Raw genomic sequence first — 19,054 nt, 5'->3', positions numbered from 1 at the left:
CTCCCCGATTCCCTCCGGCCTGAGCCCGTGCGGTTGCGGTAACGCTCCGAGCCAGCACACTCAATCCCTGCGCACTCCGCGGCCTGCCCGCGGTTCTGCTGTGCGCCCCTCAGGAGGGAACCTGACCGTGATCAAATCACCCACCCTTTCATTCGACGCAAGCGCCGAGCTGCTCGCCGAGGCGCTTAGCCAGAACAGCGTGCCCCTGGTGGCCAGGGCCCTTGAACCGCTGGACGTTGCCGGAACCCTGGAACAGCTCGAACGGCTGAATACCATCGACCGGGCACTGGCTTACCGTACGCTGCCAAAGGAACGTGCGGTCGAGGTGTTCGAGCGGCTGGATGCGCGGCTGCAGGCTGACCTCGTGTCCGGGCTGCAGGATACTCAGGTGGCTGAGGTCTTTGCCGCCCTGAGCCCTGATGACCGGGTGGCACTGCTTGACGAGCTGCCGGCGTCGGTGGCCAACCGCCTGATCCTGGGACTCAGCGAAAAGGACCGGGCCCTCACCGGCACGGTTCTCGGCTACCCCCAGGGGGCCGTGGGCCGCTACATGAGCCCGCAGTTCGTCACCGCGCATCCGGATATGACGGCTGCCCAGGCCCTGGACCGGGTGCGTGCCCGGCTCGACGACGCCGAGAGCGTCTATACACTCCCCGTCACTGACGGCAGCCGCCACCTGGTCGGCGTGGTCTCGCTGCGGGATGTGCTGCGCGCCGCCGGGTCAGACCTGGTCTCGGAGCTGATGAAGGAACCGCTGTCTGCCCCCGCTGCGATGGATGCGGAGGAAGCGGCCCGGTACTGCGCTGATGCCAAGGTCCTGGTCCTGCCGATCGTTGATGCGGAAAACCGGCTTGTAGGGATCCTGACCGTGGACGATGCATTGAGGATCCTCGAGGACGCCGAAAGCGAGGATGCCGCCCGGACCGGCGGGGCCGAGCCGCTGCGCCGGCCGTATCTTGCCACCCCGGTGCGCAGCATCGTCCGGGCCCGGGTGGTATGGCTGCTGGTCCTGGCGCTGGGCGCCACGCTGACAGTCAAGGTCATGGGCACCTTCGAAGCCACCCTCGCCGAGCAGGTGGTCCTCTCCCTCTTCATTCCGCTGCTCATCGGCACCGGAGGGAACACCGGCAACCAGGCGGCCACGACCATTACCCGCGCTTTGGCACTGGGCGATGTCCGGCCCGGGGACGTCCTCAAAGTCGTGGCCCGCGAGGTCCAGGTGGGTGCCTGGCTTGGCCTGCTCCTCGGCGGGCTGGGGTTTGCCGTCGCTGCCGCCATCTTCACAGTGCCCCTCGGACTGGTCATCGGACTGACGCTGCTGGGCGTCTGCACCATGGCGGCCACCGTCGGCGGACTCATGCCGCTGCTGGGCAAGGCCCTGCGCGTGGACCCTGCGGTGTTCTCCAATCCGTTCATTTCCACCTTCGTCGATGCCACCGGACTGATCATCTACTTCCTGATCGCATCAGCCATCCTGGGCCTCTAACAGGGGATTTACTCCCGCGGGCGGCCCCGCCGCAGCGCCGCTGCCCTCTACACTCACCTCAGGACCAGCGGAAGGACACCCGGGTGGGCGAACAGAAGATCGGCATCATCGGCGGCGGCATCGTAGGCATAGCCCTTGCCCGGGCGCTAACCCTTCGCGGGCTCGGGGAAGTCACCGTCTTCGAGAAGGAAGCCCGGCTGGCCGCCCACCAGACCGGCCACAACTCCGGAGTGGTCCACGCCGGGCTGTATTACAAACCGGGTTCGCTGAAGGCCCGGCTCTGCGCTGAGGGCAGGCAGCGGATCCGGGACTACTGCCGGAAGAAATCCCTGCCCTACCGCGAAGTGGGCAAACTCGTGGTGGCTGTGGACGAGGCGGACCTGCCTGCCCTGGCGGACATCGAGTCCCGTTCCCTTGCCAGCGGCGTTCCCGGCCTGACCCGCATCGACGACCCCGCGAAGCTGCGCGAGATTGAACCCCATGTCGCCGGCATCGCTGCCGTCCACTCGCCTCGCACCGCCGTCGTCGATTACGCCGCCATCACCGAAGCCATGGCGCAGGACGTGCGTGCCGCCGGCGGCACCATCCGGCTGGGCCAGAAGGTCACCGGGCTTCAGGCCGAAGGTGCCGGGGTCCGCATCCGGACGGCAGTCTCAGAGCAGGTCTTCGACCAGGTGATCGCCTGCGCGGGCCTGCAGTCCGACGTCGTGGCGCGGCTGGCCGGAGCGGATCCGTCACCCAAGATCCTGCCGTTCCGCGGTGAATACTGGGAACTCAGCCCCGCACGGAACCATCTGGTCAACGGGATGATCTATCCGGTACCGGATCCTGCTTTCCCCTTCCTGGGCGTGCACTTCACCCGCGGGGTCTACGACGACATCCATGTGGGACCCAATGCCGTCCCCGCGCTGGCCCGGGAAGGCTACAGCTGGGGGAAAGTCTCCGTCCGGGACACGCTTGAGTCGCTGCGCTGGCCCGGCGCCCTGCCGCTGGCAAAGAGGTACTGGAAAATGGGGCTGGATTCGGTAGGCGAATCATTGCTGAAGCCCGTCTACTACTCCCGTGCCCGCCGGTTCATTCCGGAGCTCATGCCCTCCGATCTCACGGCCAAGACCGCAGCCGGAGTCCGCGCCCAGGCATGGGACCGGGACGGCTCCCTGGTCGATGATTTCGCGGTGGACCGGCGCGGACCGGTCACGCTGCTGCGCAACGCCCCTTCGCCTGCGGCGACGTCGTCCCTCGCCATCGCCGACTACCTCATCGCGAGCTACCTGTTCCCGGAAGCCTGAACCCCGGCCGCCGCAGGCACGCCACCTGTTCCGCGCCGCGGGAGGGGGCTTAGGCTGGAGCGCACCACCACCAACCGGCTCGGAAGGAAACTACCCATGGAGATGCGCCTGCTGGGCAACAGCGGAACTGCTGTCAGCAACTACGCCCTAGGCACCATGACGTTCGGCAATGAAACCGATGAAAAGACCTCGCACCGGATGCTGGAGGATTACCTGGCAGCCGGCGGCAACTTCATCGACACTGCGGACATCTACAACGAGGGCGCCTCTGAAGAGATCGTGGGCAAGTGGCTGCACGCGAACCAGACCGCCCGCAACACCATGGTGCTGGCTACCAAGGCACGCTTCCCCACCGGCGGCGACATAAACGACGCCGGGAATTCCCGTCGGCATCTGCGCCTCGCCCTGGAGGCGTCACTGCGCCGGCTCGGCGTTGACCACATCGACCTGTACCAGCTGCATTCCTGGGATCCGCTGACCCCGCTGGAAGAGAGCCTAGGCTTCCTCCAGGACGCGGTCACCTCCGGGCAGATCAGCTACTACGGGTTCTCCAACTTCACCGGCTGGCAGCTGACTAAGGCCGTCTGGACAGCGAAACTGCACAACTGGCGGGCCCCGGTCACCCTGCAGCCGCAGTACAACCTGCTGGAGCGTGAGATCGAATCGGAGATAGTGCCGGCAGCGCTCGACGCCGGACTGGGCCTGCTCCCCTGGTCACCGCTGGCGGGCGGCTGGCTGACGGGCAAATACCACCGTGAGACTGTGCCGTCCGGCAACACCCGAGTGGGCGAGAATCCGGCCCGGCAGTTCCAGGGCTGGGATCTGCGCAGCTCCAACCCGCAGACGTGGGAAGTCCTGGACGCCGTCCATGAGATTGCCTCCGCCCACGGCGCATCTCCGGCGCAGGTGTCCCTGGCCTGGCTTGCCGGGCGTCCCGGGGTGACATCCGTGATTCTCGGAGCCCGCACACCCGACCAGCTCGAGGGCAACCTGCAGGCAGCGCAGCTCGAACTGGCGCCGGCTGAGATCCGGCGGCTCAATGATGCCAGTGCACCGGCCGTGGGCAACTATCCCTACGGCCACGACGGGCGGAACCAGCGCGCCCGGAAGCTCTAGAAGTCCTCGGGGCGCAGGTTCTGCGCCCAGCGGCTGATCTCGGCGTCGTCGGGAGCTGCCGCGTCCTTGTCCTTCGGCTTTTCCTCCGGCTTGTCCTTTCCGGCAGCCCCGGATCCGGACGCAGCGGGTGAGGCCGCAGCGCTGCGGGCAGCGGCGTCGCGGGCGGCTGTTTCCCGTCCGGCAGCGGTCTGGTCCTCTGGAGTTTCCGGCGCTTCGGGCGCTTCTGCCGGTTCCACGGGACCGGAGGCGTCAGCGGGCGGGGTCGCGGCAGCTTCCTGGACGGGAGGCTGCTCCTGCCGCGGACGGGTAAAGGGAACCGGATGTGAGGCCATGGAGGCTACCGCGGCGCTGGCGGCACGCAGCCCGCACCCTGTGTTCTGGGCATAGAGCTGAATGGCGCGGATCGGCTGGCCCTGGGCGATCGCTGCGTAGACCTGCTGGTGGCCCTTTTCGTCCAGCTGGGCCACGGCTTCCCGCGCCGCCTCCAGCGAGGTTCCGGCAGGGGTGCGGAGCGGTTTCGCGGAGCTCCCGCTCCCGGACTGCTTCGGTTTCTCAGCGGCCGGACGGCCGGCCCGCTTTCGCTGGGCGCGTCCGACCAGAAAGTTCACGAGCACGATCGCAGCGACGAACAGGACAATGACCACAAACTCCATACCTTGATCCTAGCTTTTTCCCGGCGGCCCACGGGGCGCCGCCGGTATATTGGCGCCCAGGACACACCCGCGCCTCCCGGCCTACCACGTAAGGACGCCATGAAAACCGAATCCGACCTGCGGTCCCTGCACGTCACATACGACGGTCCGGTGGCTGAGGTGCAGCTGCTCGGCCCGTCGAAGGGCAACGCCATGGGTCCTGATTTCTGGTCCGAGCTTCCCCGGGTCTTCGCCGAACTGGATGCGAACGAGGATGTTCGGGCCGTCCTGCTCTACGGGTCCGGTGAGAACTTCAGCTACGGACTGGACCTGCCGGGCATGGAGCCGGTGTTCCGCCCGCTCCTTGAATCCCGCGGAACGGACGCCCGCCTGCGTGCGGATTTCCGGCAGCAGATCAAGGCACTGCAGGATGCCGTGAGTTCCGTGGCGCGCTGCAGCAAACCCGTAGTGGCCGCTGTGCAGGGCTGGTGCATTGGCGGCGGCGTGGACGTCATCACGGCTGCGGACATCCGCATCGCAGCCCCCGGCGCCCGCTTCAGCATCCGGGAGGTCCGAGTGGGCATCGTCGCCGACCTCGGGTCGCTGCAGCGGCTCCCGGCCCTCATCGGTGCCGGTACCACCCGGCACCTCGCGCTCACCGGCGAAGACTTCGACGCCGTCCGCGCCCGTGAACTGGGCCTGGTCACCGAACTGGCGGACGACGTCGTCGGGCGCGGCCGTGAACTGGCGGCGCAGATCGCGGCGAATCCACCGCTGGTGGTCCAGGGTGTGAAACAGGTCCTGAACCAGGGCAGCGAGCCGGCTGCGCAGGCCGGACTGGACTACGTCCAGGTGTGGAACACAGCGTTCCTCCCCAGCCGAGACTTCGCCGAAGCCGGCCGGGCATTCGCCGAACGCCGCCCCGCTGTCTTTACCGGGGACTAGCGTCCACCGGCCGGCAGCGGTGCATCCGGCAAACATCCGACCATTAGGATGTAGGCATGGCTGTTACGGACGAAGCGATCACCAAGATCAAGGACATGCTCATCTCAGGTGAGCTCAAGGCAGGTGACCGGCTTCCTCCGGAGAAGGACCTCAGCGAGCGCCTGGGGCTTTCACGCAGCTCCATGCGGGAAGCCGTCAAGGCACTGGAACTGATCCGGGTGCTTGATGTCCGTCGGGGGGACGGCACCTACGTCACCAGCCTGGAGCCGCAGCTGCTGACCGAGGCCATGGCCTTTGTGGTGGACCTGCACCAGGACAAATCAGTGCTTGAGCTGTTCGAGGTCCGGCGCATCCTCGAACCCGGCTCTGCCTCGCTGGCCGCCCAGCGGATCACTGAGCCGCAGCTGGCAGAACTGAACGCGATGATCGACACCGTGCAGGAAGACACCTCGGTGGAGGACCTGGTGGCCCATGACCTCGCCTTCCACAGCCTCATCGCCAAGGCGTCCGGCAACTCCTACCTCGAGAGCCTCCTGGACGGGCTCTCCAGCAGCACCGTCCGTGCCCGGGTGTGGCGCGGACTCACCCAGGACAAGGCCGTCACAGCCACGCTGGCCGAACATAACGCCATCGCCGCCGCCCTCTCGCGCGGAGACGCCGAACTCGCCCGCGCACTCATGACCGTCCATGTCAGCGGCGTGGAAAACTGGCTCCGCCAGTCCCTCTAGCCGTTCGCCCGCCATACAGAAGATGCCCCGCCGGTCCAAAACCGGCGGGGCATCTTCCGTATGGGCCAACTGGTTTACTCGTAGAGGTTCGGCTTGATCTCGTCCGAGTCGATGTTCTTGGCGTCATACCAGTAGAAGCCGGTGTCGATGACCTTTTCCACGCTCTCACCCTTGGCTGCGGCAACGGCCGCCTTGACCGTTTCGTAGCCGATTCCCACCGGGTTCTGCGTCACGGCGCCGGCCATGGTGCCGTCCTTGATCGCGTCGATCTGTGCCTTGCCGGAGTCGAAGCCCACAATGGTGAGCTTGCCCTTCAGGTTCAGTTCCTTCACGGCGTTCACGACGCCGATGGCCGAGCCTTCATTGGTTCCGTACATTCCAGCCAGGTCAGGGTTGGCCGCAATGATCGCCTTGGCCGCGTCGGTGGACTTCAGCTGGTCGCCGTCGCCGTACTGGACGTCGACCACTTCAATGTCCGGAGCATTCTCTTCCATCCATTCCAGGAATCCGTCGCGGCGGTCCGTTCCGGACTTGGAGGTCTGGTCGTGGGCGATGACGGCGATCTTCCCCTTGCCGCCAATCAGGTCTGCCAGCTGCTTGGCAGCCTCGGCTGCGGCAGCCTTGTTATCAGTGGTGGCGGTGGCTACCGGAATGTCGCTGTCCACGCCCGAGTCAAAGGCCACCACGGGGATGTCCTTGGACTTGGCTTCTTCCAGCAGCGGGGTGGCTGCCTGGCTGTCCAGGGCCGCGAAACCGATGGCGGAAGGATTCTTGCCCAGCGCCGTCGTCAGCATCTGGATCTGCTGGTCCACGTTGGTTTCCTTGTCCGGGCCCTCGAAGGTGATTTCGACGCCGAACTCCTCCGCCGCCTGGTCAGCACCCTGCTTCACCGCCTGCCAGAACTGGTGCTGGAAACCCTTGGAAACGATGGCGATGTACGGCGTGCCGCCGTTGTCATCCGCGCTGCTTTCGGTGCTTTCGCAGGCGGTCATGCTGAGCATCAGTGCTGCGGCGGCCGTGACTGCCGCGAGCTTTTTCCGGATCATGTCTAAAACTCCTTTGTTGAAGAACCAGTGAAGTGCCAGGTGCTTGAGTGGTTGATAAACGCTGCTGAGGGGAATATGCGGGCGGAGTCCGCGGCGCCGGATCTACGTGGTGTTCTCCTTCCGGCGGAGCATGTCCAGGTACACGGCAATCAGGATCACGACGCCGATCGCCACGTTCTGCCATTCCTGCGGCACCGAGATGACGCGGAGCCCATTGGTCATCACCGACATGATCAGGGCTCCGATGACGGTGCCGATGATCGATCCCTTGCCGCCCACCAGTGAGGTTCCGCCAATAACGACGGCGGCAATTGCCTGGAGCTCGTATCCCATGCCCTGTCCGGGCTGGGCCGAGTTAAGCCGGGCCGCGATCATCACGCCGGCCAGTCCGGTGAAGGACCCGGCGAGCGTGTAGATGAGCATCTTCCATTTGCGCACGTTGATGCCGGAGAGCGCTGTGGCTTCTTCGTTGCTGCCGATGGAGAAGGTGTACCGGCCGATCAGGGTCCGGCTCAGAACAATCCCTGCGATGACGGCGGCGGCGAAGAAGATGAACACGGCGTTGGGGATAACCAGTCCGGCGATCGGTTTGCCCAGGGCGATAGAGCTGAAGCCCGGGGTGTCGTTGAAGTAGATCGGTTTGGTTCCCGAGATCACCAGCGCCAGCCCCTGAGCCACCATCATCATGGCCAGCGTGGCGATGAAGGGCGGGATCTTCAGGTAGGAGACGAAGAATCCGTTGACTGCCCCCATGAGCGCTCCGGCCAGGATGCCGCCTAGGACACCCAAGATCAGGGGCATGCCGAGGTTGGTCAGCACAACACCGGTCATGACCGAGCACAGGCTCATGCCCGTTCCGACGGAGAGGTCGATGCCTCCGGTGACGATCACGAAGGTTGCGCCCAGGGCCAGCAGCCCGATGACCACGGTGGAAAGGAGGATGTCCGAGAGGTTTGTGGGCTGCAGGAACCGCGGGTTCAGGATGCCGAAGAGAATAACCAGGACAATCAGGGAACCGAATGCCATCAGCTGCTGCAGAGAGGTCTGGAACCTGACGCGCAGTCCCGGGCTGGTCACCGCCAGGGCACTGCGGAGCCGTCCCGGACCTCCCGCGGACTGCGGGCTGCCGGTGGGAGCCTCTGGTGCTTTGTTTACCGTGCTCATGCTGCTGGGGCTCCTTTGCCTTGTGTGGCCAGTTCCATGATGTTTTCCTGCGTGGCCCCGGAATTCTCCAGGACACCGGTGATGCGGCCTTCGCTCATGACCGCTATGCGGTGGGACATGCGCAGCACTTCGGGAAGGTCGGAGGAGATCATGATGATTGATTTCCCGGCCGCGGCGAGTTCGTTCAGCAGCGCGTAAATCTCGTCCTTCGCTCCGACGTCGATTCCGCGGGTTGGTTCATCGAAGATGAGGATGTCGCAGTCGCGGAAGAGCCATTTGGCGATCACGACTTTCTGCTGGTTGCCGCCGGAGAGGTTCTTGGCGCTCTGCCGGATGCCGGGGGTCTTGATGCGCAGCTGCTGGATTGATGCAGTGGCCTGTTCGCGGATGGCCTTTGCCTTCACGAAGCCGGCGGTGCTCAACTTGGGCAGGGACGTTACCACGATGTTCTCGGCTACGCTCCGCTCCAGCATCAGGCCCAGGTGCTTGCGGTCTTCGGACAGGTAGCCGATGCCAAGCGCGGCGGCGGCTGCCGGCGTCGTGATCTTTACGTCGCGGCCGCGGAGCTGGATGGTTCCGCCGGTGATCCGGTCCGCCCCGACGATGGCCCGGGCCACTTCGGTGCGGCCGGCCCCCATAAGCCCGGCGAAGCCCAGGATTTCACCGGGGTGCAGGTCGAAGCTCACGTCGTTGAGCAGTGACTTGGTGCTGAGTCCGCGCACTCGCAGCACCGGTTCTCCGCTGACTTCGCTACGGACCGGACGCTGGTCGGTCCTGACCTGCCGTCCGACCATCAGGGAAATGACTTCGCGCATGGTGGTGGCGGCCGTATCGACTGTGTCCACATACTCGCCGTCACGGATGACGGTGACCCGGGAAGAGATGGCTTTGAGCTCATCCATTCGGTGCGAAATGTAGATGACGCCGGTTTCCGGGGTGGTGAACTGGCGGATGAGCCCGTGCAGGGACGCTACTTCGGCGTCGTTAAGGGCCGCTGTCGGTTCGTCCATAATCAGCACGCGCACCGATTCCCAGGACAGGGCCTTGGCAATCTCCACCATTTGCTGGCGTGCGACGGTCAGCTGGGCCACGGGCTGCCTGGGGTCCAGGTCGATTCCGATGCGGTCGAAGAGCTCCTGCGCCTTCTTGTTGAGCGCACGTTCATTCAAAAACGGTCCGGTACGCGGTTCGCGGCCGATGTAGATGTTCTGTGCAACGGTCAGGTCCCTCATCAGGTGGAATTCCTGGTGAATGATGCTGATGCCCAGTTCCTGCGCATGGCGGGGGCTGTCCACCGTGATCTTCCTGCCGTTCAGCGTGATGGTGCCGGCGTCCGCCGTCTCGATCCCCGAAAGCAGTTTCATCAGCGTGGACTTCCCGGCACCGTTCTCTCCCACCAGCGCCAGGACCTCGTTGTGCCGCAGGTTCAGGCGCATGTCGTCGAGCGCCTGGACACCGGGGAATGCTTTGCTGATCCCCTCTACTTCCAGAAGGTACTCACTCATAACTGCCTGCTTTCATGTCATCCGCTGTTTCCCGCCCGGTTCCCGCCGCCGTCAGTCGGTAGATCCGCTCGGCATTTCCACCCATGACTGCTGCGTGGCCTCCCGGGCCCAGGCCGGCGGCCAGCGAGTCGATGACGCTGAGCGTCTCTCCGTACTGCTTCGGTCCGCTGACGGGCCAGTCGCCGCCGTAAAGCAGCCTCCGGGGTCCGAAGGCGTCCAGGGCGATGTCCCACGTCCGGCGAAGGGCCTCAGTGGTGTAGCCGGTGCCCTCGACCCGCAGTCCGGAAACCTTGGCGGAGACGTTGGGATAATCGGCTGCCTCCCGCAGCTGCCGCTCCCAGCGGAGGAACTCCGCCTTCCCGGCGTTCCGCGGCGGTTTGCCCAAATGGTCGACGACGATCCTCAGGTCCGGGAGGGCGGCGGCCAGGCCCGCAACCTGGTCAAGGTGGCCGGGGTAGGCATCCGGAATGTCGAACGTGAGTCCGGCCTCGGCAACCAGTGAGAGAGAAGCCCGCACCTCGGGCAGGCGCAGGAAATCCGGGCGCGGGTCGTCGTGGACCAAATGGCGGACACCCACAAAGACCGGTTCCCGCAGCCAGCCGGCCAGTTGTCCGGCGGCGTCTGCCGGTGAGTCCAGCTGGACCCAGCCCACCACGCCCCGCACAAAGGCGTGCCGGGCCGCGGCCAGCATGAACGCCGTGTCCCGGGTACTGTCCTCCGCCTGAACCAGGATGGCACCGTCGATTCCGCCGATGTCCAGCAGGGCTCCGGCCTCCTCGGGCAGGAAGCTGCGGCGCAGCTCGGACGCGGCCTGCAGCAGCCAGCTGTATCCGCCGGACGTGAGGTCCCAGAGATGCAGGTGGGAGTCGATCCGCTGCGCCGGATGCCGGCCCTCCCCTGCCGGAGAGATGGACTGCCCTTCAGACGGCATCAGGGATCAGCTCCTCTGCGGCGAGCGCATCCCACAGCTCTTCGGGCACACGTGCCTGCATGCGGGCGGCGTTCTGCGCTGCCTGTGCAGCGCTGGAAGCTCCCGCGACCACGGCGGCAACGGCGGGATGCCGCAGGCTGAAGTGCAGCGCCGCTGTGGGCAGGTCGGTGCCGAACCTTTCGCAGACAGCGGCAATGCGTTCGGCCTTGGCCTGCAGCTCCCCCGAGGCGGGGGCGTAGTTGTAATGGGAGTCTGCGCTGACCCGGGGCCGGGCGAGGATCCCCGAGTTGTAGACGCCCACGTTGATGACCTGCACGCCTTTCTCCAGGCAGCGTGGAAGGAGCTGCTGCGCGGCGGGCTGGTCCAGCAGGGTGTAGCGTCCGGCGAGCATGATGTAGTCCAGGTCGGCGGCTTCGACACAGGCCAGCAGTGTCTTGGCGGAGTTGGCGCCGACACCGATCGCGCCCACAGTTTTTTCGGCACGCAGTTTCTCCAGGGCGGGCAGTCCCTGCTCGATTCCGGCGGCAAGGTCATACGCGTCGGGGTCGTGCAGGTAGAGGATGTCGGTCCGGTCCAGCCCCATCCTGTCCAGGGACTCTTCCAGCGACCGCCGGATGCCCGCTTCGCTGGGATCCCACTGGCGGCGGCAGCGGGCAGGCACGGCGAAGCCTTCATCGTCCATCATGCCCGGGGTGAAGCGGGGGTTTTCGACCAGCAGCCGCCCTGCCTTGGTGGAGACCGTGAACTCATCCCGGGGGCGTCCTGACAGGAATGCGCCCAGGCGTTTCTCGGATAGACCCAGTCCGTAGTGCGGGGCGGTGTCAAAGTACCGGCTGCCGCCGTCCCAGGCAGCCTGCAGGGTGGCGGCGGCATCGGCGTCGGACATCCCGCGGTACATATTGCCGATTCCGGCGCACCCAAACCCGAGCGGGCCCAGCCCGGCGCCGGTCATGGCAGTTCCCAGACCTGGCTGATGCCGCGGTCGGTTCCGGAGTAGTCGTCCTCGACGTCGAGAAGCTCAGCCATTTGTGCCTGCCACGGGATGTTGGCGGGATGGGCGGCCAGGAACCGGCGCATGGCCGCGTAGTCCTGGGCTTCCACTACATGGAAGAGATCCAGTCCGCTCCGCCAGATCCGCCAGCTGGCTACCCCGGCCTCCCGCATCGCTGCGTCGAGGTCGGCGGGAATAGTGGCATGAACTGCGTCGTACTCTGCTTCCCGTCCTGGCTTCAGCCGCGTATGCAGCGCGATGCGTTCCATTGTCAGTGCACCAATTCCGATTCGCTCCCGGCGGCCCAGGCCGGTCCGTCCGGAAAAGCGTACGTTTCCAGCGTTGCCGCAAGCATCTGGGAGCCGCCGCCGGGTGCAAGAGGCGCCCAGTACCTGCCCTGGCGCACATCCACAGGCGTAACAAAGTGTTCATGAAGGTGGTCCACGAACTCGATGACGCGGTCCTCCTTCGCGCCGGAGACCGCGATGAAGTCGAACATGGAGAGGTGCTGCACGGCCTCGCAGAGCCCAACCCCGCCGGCGTGAGGGCACACGGGCACCCCAAACTTCGCGGCCAGCAGCAGGATCGCAATGTTCTCGTTGACCCCGGCCACGCGGGCAGCGTCAATCTGCAGGACCTGCAGCGATCCGGCCTGGAGCATCTGCTTGAACACCACGCGGTTGGCGACGTGCTCGCCCGTGGCTACCGGAACCGGAGCGATGGCCCGGGCGATGGCCGCGTGACCCAGGACGTCGTCGGGGCTGGTGGGTTCCTCGACCCAGGCAAGGTCGAACGGGGCGAGCTGCCGGATCCATTCGACTGCGGTGTCCACGTCCCAGCGCTGGTTGGCGTCTACGGCGATGCGAACGTCGGGGCCGACGGTTTCCCGCGCGGTGCGCAGGCGGCGGATGTCGTCGTCGAGGTCCGCGCCGACCTTCAGCTTGATCTGGGTGAAGCCGTCCCGCACTGCCTCGCCGGAGAGACGGATCAGGCGTTCGTCCGAATATCCCAGCCAGCCCGGCGTGGTGGTGTACCCGGGATAACCCTCCGCAAGGAGCGCGGTTTCACGGTCCTGCCGTCCGGGCAGCGCTTCCCGGAGGATGGCCAGCGCTTCTTCCGGGGTGAGGGCGTCACTGAGGTAGCGGAAATCCACCAGGGCCACGATCTCCTCGGGACTCATCCGGGCCAGGAGCTGCCAGAGCGGCAGACCCGCACGCTTTGCCTTGAGATCCCAGAGGGCATTGACTACCGCACCGATGGCCATGTGCATGACGCCTTTTTCGGGTCCGAGCCAGCGCAGCTGTGAATCGTGGACCATCATCTTCCAGGTACTGCCCATGTCCTCCAGCAGGTCCTCGCAGTTCTTACCAAGCAGGTGGCCGGCTAGGGCCTGGATGGCAGCTGCCTCCACCTCGTTTCCCCGCCCGATGGTGAACACGAAACCGTGGCCTTCGTGGCCGTCGGTGCTGTCCGTGCGGATGACCAGGTAGGCCGCTGAGTAGTCGGGATCGGGATTCATGGCGTCCGATCCGTCCAGTTCCCTGGAAGTCGGAAAGCGTACGTCGCAGGTCTCGACGGCGGTAATGGTGCTCACGTTCGGCTCTCCCGTAATTGATGGTTTCTGGTTGACGCTTCACCGACCCTAAACATCGGATGTATGTGTTGTCAATCACAAGATTTCACGTAGACTCGGGACCCATAACCTCAGATAGCTCGGATGTTCACCGCGTCAAGGGACGGTTTTGCGGCCGCTCGAAGGTGGCTCCGCAGCGCACGATGCGGCAAGGACGGAACAATGAAGTTTGTACGGTTAGGCCCTGCCGGCAGCGAGCATCCGGCGGTCCAGGCAGCTGATGCCGGCGGCGTCGAGCGGACCTACAGCCTGGAATCCCTCACTCATGACCTCGACGGCGCTTTCCTCGCCTCCGGCGGAGTGGAAGCTGCCCGCCGGGCCCTGGCGGCAGGCACCCTTCCGCAGCTTGCGGACGCGGAACAGCTGCGGATTGGAGCACCGGTTGCCCGGCCCGGATCAATCATCTGCATCGGCATGAACTACGCGGCCCACGCCGCTGAATCCGGCGCCGCACCGCCGCGGATTCCGGTGGTGTTCCTCAAGCCCGCCAATACGATTGCCGGCCCCTACGACGCCGCTCCCATTCCACCGGGTTCAGTGAAGTACGACTGGGAGGTGGAACTCGGTGTCGTCATAGGCAAGCGGGCGTTGTACCTGTCATCCCCCGAAGAAGCTTCGGATGTGATCGCGGGATATGTGGTTGCCAACGACCTCTCCGAGCGCGCCTACCAGATACCGGGTGAAGCCGGTCAGTGGACCAAGGGAAAGTCGCTGCCCGCCTCGACACCGGTCGGCCCGTGGTTCGTCCCGGCCGACGAGCTTGATCCGGCGGTGCTGGGAATCCGCAGCCGGGTCAACGGCGAAATCCGCCAGGACTCCAAGACAGCGGACATGCTGTTTGGTCCCGCCGTCCTGGTCCACCACTTGAGCCAGTACATGCTGCTGGAGCCGGGTGACCTCGTGCTGACCGGAACACCTGAAGGCGTCGCACTCTCCGGACGGTTCCCGTATCTGGCGGCCGGGGACACCGCAGAACTTGAAATCGATGGCCTGGGAACCCAGCGGCAGGAGTTCTATTCCGCCGTTCCGGACGCAGGCCCCCAGACAGGAGATGAAGAATGAGCGGAGAAATGACCGGCCTGGCAGCAATCGTCACGGGCGGGGCCTCCGGACTTGGAGCCGCAATCGCTGACCGGCTGGCCGGGCTGGGCGCCCGGGTGGCGGTGTTGGATCTCAACCCTCCGGCGGAGGGCAGCAGTCCGCATCTGGGGCTGGCCTGCGACGTAGGTGATGACGCATCCGTTCGTGCGGCCGTTGCGCACGCAGCGGAGGCATTCGGGGGCCTGGACGTGGTGGTCAACAATGCGGGGATCGGCGCCCAGGGGACGGTTGAAGCCAACAGCGACGATGAGTGGAACCGGGTCTGGAACGTAAACGTCATGGGAATCGTCCGGGTGAGCCGTGCGGCATTGCCCTGGCTGCGGAGGTCTTCTGCGGCAGCCATCGTCAACACCGCATCGATAGCTGCGACGGCGGGCCTTCCTGAACGCGCGCTGTACAGCGCCACAAAGGGAGCAGTCCTGTCCCTGTCGCTGGCCATGGCCGCAGACCACCTGCGGGAAGGCATTCGGGTGAACGCGGTCAACCCGGGTACGGCGGACACGCCCTGGGTTGGCAGGCTGCTGGACTCCGCGGAAGATCCAGCCGCCGAGCGCGCCGCACTCAACGCACGCCAGCCGCACGGCCGGCTCGTCTCGGCAGATGAGGTGGCCGGCGCCGTCGCTTACCTTGCCAGCCCGCTCTCCGGTTCGACGGCGGGGACGTCCCTGGCCGTCGACGGCGGCATGCAGGGACTGCGGCTTCGTCCCCTGCCCGCGCCGGAGTCAGCTCCCGCGTAGGCCAGCGGAGGAAGAAGGACGGGGCCGGCGGGAAACTGCCGGCCCCGCTTCGTTTATGCCTTCAGCGCCAGCACAAACGGCAGCACGGATTCCGCTCCGGCCAGCCGCAGCGTGCGGCCGGCTTCGGTGAGAGTCCAGCGGCTGTCGGCGAAGTCGTCTACCAGCAGCACCGGGCCGGGGTTTGCCGCGAACCAGGCCGCGCCTTCGGCAGGCACCGCGAACTGTTCCCATACCGAGGCCAGCCGGAACGCGCTGTTGCCGCCCGGGCCGCCGGTCGGCCCGCCGTGGGGCAGCTGCAGTGCCCCCAGGTAGGGGATCCTCCCAAGCTCGGAGAGTCCCTGCGCGAGGGAACCCACCAGCTGCGGCCGGGACCGGCTGGGCACGGAGACGATTGCCACCGGCCGCTGCGTCCAGCCCCACTGGGCGAGCACCTGGACGCAGCCGTTCAGCAGTGCCTGGTCCACCGGGGCGTCCTCGGCCCCGGGCCCAAAGATCTCCCGCAGCCGGCCGCCCCAGCCGAGGTCGGTCAGGCGGGCGAGTGCCCGTCCGGTGGAGACTGCGGCCTCGGGCTTGATCTTTCCCTTCACGGGCACGCCGAGGCGGTCCATTCCAGTGGGATACATTCCCCGGGGATCGATGTCCACGCCTACCCGGGACAGTGCCTGGCCGGCACTGTCTGCGGCATCGGTGGCAACCTCGTCGGAATACCAGCGCCCGGCGCAGTTGTCGCAGCGGCCGCACGGCGCCGCCGCCGGGTCGTCCAGCTGCCGGGAGAGGAACTCCATCCGGCAGCCGTCCGTGTTTTCGTAGTCCAGCATCGCCTGCTGTTCCTTGACCCGGGCGGCGGCGATGCGTTCGTAGCGTTCCCGGTCGTAGGTCCAGGGCCGGCCTGTCCCGCGCCACCCTCCGGTCACGCGCTCCACGGCGCCGTCCACGGCGAGAACCTTCAGGAGCAGTTCCAGCGGTGAGCGTTTGAGGTTTACGAGTGTTTCAAGTGCGCCGGTGGAGAGCACCGACCCGTCGGCCAGCTCGCGCAGCACCGCGTTGGCCGGCCCCTCGGAGGGCATGGAGGATGTGGCGAAGTATTCCCAGATATCCCGGTCCTCGGACCCGGGCAGCAGCAGCACATCGGCGTTGGGAGTACCGCGGCCGGCGCGGCCCACCTGCTGGTAGTACGCCACGGGAGAGGACGGGGCACCCAGGTGGACCACAAAACCGAGATCGGGTTTGTCGAAGCCCATGCCCAGTGCGCTGGTGGCGACCAGCGCCTTGACCTCGTTGTTCTTCAGCGCAGCTTCGGCTGCTTCACGGTCGGCCGGATCGGTGCGGCCGGTGTAGGCCAGGACCTGATGCCCCGCTTTCTGCAGCAGCCGGGCGGTGTCTTCCGCGGCGGAGACCGTGAGCGCGTAGATGATTCCGCTGCCGGGCAGGTCGCTGATGTGGGTCAGCAGCCAGGCGAGGCGGCTGCGCGGGCTGGGCAGGCGCAGCACACCCAGCCGGAGTGAGTCCCGGGCCAGTGCGCCGCGGATGGTGAAGACCTCTTCTCCTCCGGCCGCAAGCTGCTCCTCCACGTCCTTCACCACGCGGGAGTTCGCGGTGGCGGTGGTCGCCAGCACGGGCACGGAGTGCGGCAGCTGTTCGATGAGGTGCCGGATGCGGCGGTAGTCCGGCCGGAAGTCATGGCCCCAGTCGGAAATGCAGTGGGCTTCGTCGATCACCAGCAGACCGGACCGGCGCACGAGTTCGGGCAGGTGGTTCTCCCGAAACCCCGGGTTGTTCAGCCGTTCCGGGGAGACAAGGAGCACATCTATGTCGTCCGCCTCCAGCCGGGCGGAGATGTCCTGCCACTCAAGCTGGTTGGCGGAGTTGATGGCCGCGGCCCGGACACCGGCCCGGGCAGCTGCGGCAACCTGGTCCCGCATCAGGGCAAGCAGCGGAGAGACGATCAGCGTGGGCCCGGCTCCCCGGGCGCGCAGCAGCAGACTCGCCACGAAGTACACAGCGGACTTGCCCCAGCCGGTGCGCTGGACCACCAGCGCGCGCCTTCCGCCGCTGACCAGGGCCTCAATCGCCTCGTACTGTCCTTCGTGGAACTCGGCGTCGTCCCTCCCCACCAGCGCGCGCAGGAGGGATGTTGCCTCCGCGCGCAGGGCGGCGGCGTCGCCTGTGTCCTGTGCAGTCAGAGGGGCAGGGATGATCTGGGCGGATACCGGTTCCATACCTTCCACTATTCCAGCCGCCACGGACAGGATTGGACGTCCCGGAAAGAGATTGTGGAAAAGTCCGCTCCGGGCCGGGCATGCCCCGGCCCGGTGTGCGCCCCCTATAGACTGCAAGGCGTGACTACTGCATTCGATCTTTCTGCGTCCTTCAAGGCCTACGATGTGCGCGGCGTTGTTGGCGAGACCATCACCCCGGAAATCGTGAAGGCTGTTGGCGCCGCCTTCGTGGACGTCCTCGGCCTGGCCGGGGAGACCGTCCTGGTAGGCGGAGACATGCGCCAGTCCTCCCCCGAGTTCATTAAGGACTTCGCCTCGGGTGCCACTGCGCGCGGTGCGTACGTGCTGCTGCTGGACCTCATCTCCACCGATGAGCTGTACTACGCCTGCGGCTCCCTCAACGCGGCGGGCGTGACGTTCACGGCCAGCCACAACCCGGCACAGTACAACGGCATCAAGATGGCCAAGGCCGGAGCAATTCCGATTTCATCGGAGACCGGCCTGAAGGAAATCCAGGAAGCCGCAGAGCGCTACCTGAACGACGGCGTCATCAACTCGGTGGAAAAGCCGGGCCAGATCGCGGTCCGCGATGTCCTTGGCGACTACGCCGGATACCTGCGCGGCCTCGTGGACCTGCGCAGCATCCGCCCGCTGAAGGTAGTGGTGGACGCCGGCAACGGAATGGCCGGTCTCACCACCCCCGCGGTACTGGGCGACTCGATCCTTCCGGGCCTGCCCCTGGACATCGTGCCGCTGTACTTCGAACTGGACGGCTCCTTCCCGAACCACCCGGCCAACCCGCTGGAACCGGAGAACCTCCGGGACCTGCAGGCCGCCGTCGTCGAGCACGGAGCAGATCTTGGCCTGGCGTTCGACGGCGACGCGGACCGCTGCTTCGTCATCGACGAACTCGGTGCCCCGGTAAGCCCTTCCGCGATTACCGCCCTGGTGGCGCGTCGGGAGATCCTCCGTGCGCAGGCTTCCGGCGAGGAACGCCCCGTCATCATCCACAACCTGATCACTTCCCGGGCCGTGCCCGAACTGGTGGAAGCCTCCGGCGGCCGCGCAGTGCGCACCCGGGTGGGCCACTCCTTCATCAAGGCCCTGATGGCGTCCGAGGGCGCTGTCTTCGGCGGCGAGCACTCGGCGCACTACTACTTCCGCGACTTCTACAACGCGGACACCGGCATGCTGGCCGCCATGCATGTCCTCGCCGCGCTGGGCGAGCAGGAGCTTCCGCTCTCGGACCTGGCCCGCGAATACGAGCCCTACTTCTCTTCCGGTGAGATCAACTCCAGGCTCGACGACGTCCAGGCCGCCGTGGACCGTGTCCGCAACGAGTACGACCGTGCCGGCGTCACCGTCGATGAGCTGGACGGATTGACTTTCACCTCAGATGACGGACAGTGGTGGTTCAACCTCCGCGCGTCCAATACCGAACCCTTCCTCCGGCTGAATGCCGAGGCAGAGGACCTTTCCACTATGGAAATGGTCCGCGACCGTGTTCTTGAACTAGTAAGGAAATGAGCTC

The 19,054-nt window shown here is 66.2% G+C and carries 17 protein-coding genes; 8 read left to right on the top strand and 9 right to left on the bottom strand.

The window, feature by feature from the left end; all coding sequences use genetic code 11:
* Nucleotides 1-127 precede the first annotated feature (127 nt).
* From mgtE to NGB94_RS14225, 3 genes are all read left to right on the top strand, one after another.
* Complete coding sequence (gene mgtE / locus NGB94_RS14235; RefSeq protein WP_325791341.1) at nucleotides 128-1,486, top strand: magnesium transporter; 1,359 nt, start codon at nucleotides 128-130, stop codon at nucleotides 1,484-1,486.
* 83 nt (nucleotides 1,487-1,569) lie between these two features.
* Nucleotides 1,570-2,775, top strand: coding sequence for an L-2-hydroxyglutarate oxidase (gene lhgO / locus NGB94_RS14230; RefSeq protein WP_325791340.1), 1,206 nt, complete (start codon nucleotides 1,570-1,572; stop codon nucleotides 2,773-2,775).
* A gap of 96 nt (nucleotides 2,776-2,871) precedes the next feature.
* Complete coding sequence (locus NGB94_RS14225; protein ID WP_325791338.1) at nucleotides 2,872-3,891, top strand: aldo/keto reductase; 1,020 nt, start codon at nucleotides 2,872-2,874, stop codon at nucleotides 3,889-3,891.
* On the opposite strand, the gene NGB94_RS14220 is transcribed toward NGB94_RS14225, so the two are convergent.
* Complete coding sequence (locus NGB94_RS14220) at nucleotides 3,888-4,544, bottom strand: hypothetical protein (protein ID WP_325791337.1); 657 nt, start codon at nucleotides 4,542-4,544, stop codon at nucleotides 3,888-3,890. The genes NGB94_RS14225 and NGB94_RS14220 overlap by 4 nt on opposite strands.
* A gap of 99 nt (nucleotides 4,545-4,643) precedes the next feature.
* On the opposite strand from NGB94_RS14220, the gene NGB94_RS14215 reads away from it, so the two are divergent.
* Nucleotides 4,644-5,468 (top strand): crotonase/enoyl-CoA hydratase family protein, encoded by an 825-nt coding sequence (locus tag NGB94_RS14215; RefSeq protein ID WP_325791336.1) that lies wholly within the window; start codon nucleotides 4,644-4,646, stop codon nucleotides 5,466-5,468.
* A 56-nt stretch (nucleotides 5,469-5,524) separates the two neighbouring features.
* A complete protein-coding gene (locus NGB94_RS14210) occupies nucleotides 5,525-6,196 on the top strand; it encodes a FadR/GntR family transcriptional regulator (RefSeq protein ID WP_325791335.1) in 672 nt (223 codons plus the stop codon).
* 74 nt (nucleotides 6,197-6,270) lie between these two features.
* Here NGB94_RS14210 and NGB94_RS14205 read toward each other — a convergent pair whose 3' ends face one another.
* The 7 genes from NGB94_RS14205 to NGB94_RS14175 all read right to left on the bottom strand — a co-directional run bounded on the left by NGB94_RS14205 (nucleotide 6,271) and on the right by NGB94_RS14175 (nucleotide 13,427).
* Nucleotides 6,271-7,242, bottom strand: coding sequence for an ABC transporter substrate-binding protein (locus NGB94_RS14205; protein ID WP_325791334.1), 972 nt, complete (start codon nucleotides 7,240-7,242; stop codon nucleotides 6,271-6,273).
* Between the two features lie 102 nt (nucleotides 7,243-7,344).
* A complete protein-coding gene (locus NGB94_RS14200) occupies nucleotides 7,345-8,406 on the bottom strand; it encodes an ABC transporter permease (protein ID WP_325791333.1) in 1,062 nt (353 codons plus the stop codon).
* Entirely contained in the window at nucleotides 8,403-9,911 is a 1,509-nt protein-coding gene (locus NGB94_RS14195) for a sugar ABC transporter ATP-binding protein (protein ID WP_325791332.1), read from the bottom strand. Before NGB94_RS14195 ends, NGB94_RS14200 begins: the two co-directional genes overlap by 4 nt.
* On the bottom strand, nucleotides 9,904-10,842 hold the full coding sequence (locus NGB94_RS14190) for an amidohydrolase family protein (protein WP_325791331.1): 939 nt from the start codon (nucleotides 10,840-10,842) through the stop codon (nucleotides 9,904-9,906). The genes NGB94_RS14195 and NGB94_RS14190 overlap by 8 nt, the downstream gene beginning before the upstream one ends.
* Complete coding sequence (locus NGB94_RS14185) at nucleotides 10,832-11,794, bottom strand: aldo/keto reductase (RefSeq protein ID WP_325791330.1); 963 nt, start codon at nucleotides 11,792-11,794, stop codon at nucleotides 10,832-10,834. The genes NGB94_RS14190 and NGB94_RS14185 overlap by 11 nt, the downstream gene beginning before the upstream one ends.
* Nucleotides 11,791-12,102: an L-rhamnose mutarotase gene (locus NGB94_RS14180; protein WP_325791329.1), complete on the bottom strand. Its 312-nt coding sequence runs from the start codon at nucleotides 12,100-12,102 to the stop codon at nucleotides 11,791-11,793. The genes NGB94_RS14185 and NGB94_RS14180 overlap by 4 nt, the downstream gene beginning before the upstream one ends.
* A gap of 2 nt (nucleotides 12,103-12,104) precedes the next feature.
* Entirely contained in the window at nucleotides 12,105-13,427 is a 1,323-nt protein-coding gene (locus NGB94_RS14175) for an L-fuconate dehydratase (RefSeq protein ID WP_325791328.1), read from the bottom strand.
* A 201-nt stretch (nucleotides 13,428-13,628) separates the two neighbouring features.
* Between NGB94_RS14175 and NGB94_RS14170 the strand changes: the two genes are divergently transcribed.
* Both NGB94_RS14170 and NGB94_RS14165 read left to right on the top strand, forming a co-directional pair.
* Entirely contained in the window at nucleotides 13,629-14,528 is a 900-nt protein-coding gene (locus tag NGB94_RS14170) for a fumarylacetoacetate hydrolase family protein (RefSeq protein WP_325791326.1), read from the top strand.
* Nucleotides 14,525-15,304: an SDR family oxidoreductase gene (locus NGB94_RS14165; RefSeq protein WP_325791325.1), complete on the top strand. Its 780-nt coding sequence runs from the start codon at nucleotides 14,525-14,527 to the stop codon at nucleotides 15,302-15,304. Before NGB94_RS14170 ends, NGB94_RS14165 begins: the two co-directional genes overlap by 4 nt.
* A gap of 53 nt (nucleotides 15,305-15,357) precedes the next feature.
* Here NGB94_RS14165 and NGB94_RS14160 read toward each other — a convergent pair whose 3' ends face one another.
* The gene (locus NGB94_RS14160) at nucleotides 15,358-17,523 is read right to left on the bottom strand and encodes a RecQ family ATP-dependent DNA helicase (RefSeq protein ID WP_325791324.1); all 2,166 of its coding nucleotides are present in this window, start codon (nucleotides 17,521-17,523) and stop codon (nucleotides 15,358-15,360) included.
* A gap of 120 nt (nucleotides 17,524-17,643) precedes the next feature.
* Between NGB94_RS14160 and NGB94_RS14155 the strand changes: the two genes are divergently transcribed.
* A complete protein-coding gene (locus NGB94_RS14155) occupies nucleotides 17,644-19,050 on the top strand; it encodes a phosphomannomutase/phosphoglucomutase (protein WP_325791323.1) in 1,407 nt (468 codons plus the stop codon).
* The last annotated feature ends 4 nt before the right edge of the window (nucleotides 19,051-19,054 follow it).

The organism is Arthrobacter koreensis (assembly GCF_035792275.1).
Classification (GTDB): Bacteria; Actinomycetota; Actinomycetes; order Actinomycetales; family Micrococcaceae; genus Arthrobacter_B; species Arthrobacter_B koreensis_A.
Note: the sequence above shows the minus strand (reverse complement) of the source record. Positions and strands in the feature narration are given on the sequence as shown.

Coding starts and splice junctions, on each gene's coding strand:
- NGB94_RS14225 (WP_325791338.1), top strand. CDS start 2,872: ATGGAGATGCGCCTGCTGGGCAACAGCGGAACTGCTGTCAGCAACTAC.
- NGB94_RS14220 (WP_325791337.1), bottom strand. CDS start 4,544: ATGGAGTTTGTGGTCATTGTCCTGTTCGTCGCTGCGATCGTGCTCGTG.
- NGB94_RS14215 (WP_325791336.1), top strand. CDS start 4,644: ATGAAAACCGAATCCGACCTGCGGTCCCTGCACGTCACATACGACGGT.
- NGB94_RS14210 (WP_325791335.1), top strand. CDS start 5,525: ATGGCTGTTACGGACGAAGCGATCACCAAGATCAAGGACATGCTCATC.
- NGB94_RS14205 (WP_325791334.1), bottom strand. CDS start 7,242: ATGATCCGGAAAAAGCTCGCGGCAGTCACGGCCGCCGCAGCACTGATG.
- NGB94_RS14200 (WP_325791333.1), bottom strand. CDS start 8,406: ATGAGCACGGTAAACAAAGCACCAGAGGCTCCCACCGGCAGCCCGCAG.
- NGB94_RS14195 (WP_325791332.1), bottom strand. CDS start 9,911: ATGAGTGAGTACCTTCTGGAAGTAGAGGGGATCAGCAAAGCATTCCCC.
- NGB94_RS14190 (WP_325791331.1), bottom strand. CDS start 10,842: ATGCCGTCTGAAGGGCAGTCCATCTCTCCGGCAGGGGAGGGCCGGCAT.
- NGB94_RS14185 (WP_325791330.1), bottom strand. CDS start 11,794: ATGACCGGCGCCGGGCTGGGCCCGCTCGGGTTTGGGTGCGCCGGAATC.
- NGB94_RS14180 (WP_325791329.1), bottom strand. CDS start 12,102: ATGGAACGCATCGCGCTGCATACGCGGCTGAAGCCAGGACGGGAAGCA.
- NGB94_RS14170 (WP_325791326.1), top strand. CDS start 13,629: ATGAAGTTTGTACGGTTAGGCCCTGCCGGCAGCGAGCATCCGGCGGTC.
- NGB94_RS14165 (WP_325791325.1), top strand. CDS start 14,525: ATGAGCGGAGAAATGACCGGCCTGGCAGCAATCGTCACGGGCGGGGCC.
- NGB94_RS14160 (WP_325791324.1), bottom strand. CDS start 17,523: ATGGAACCGGTATCCGCCCAGATCATCCCTGCCCCTCTGACTGCACAG.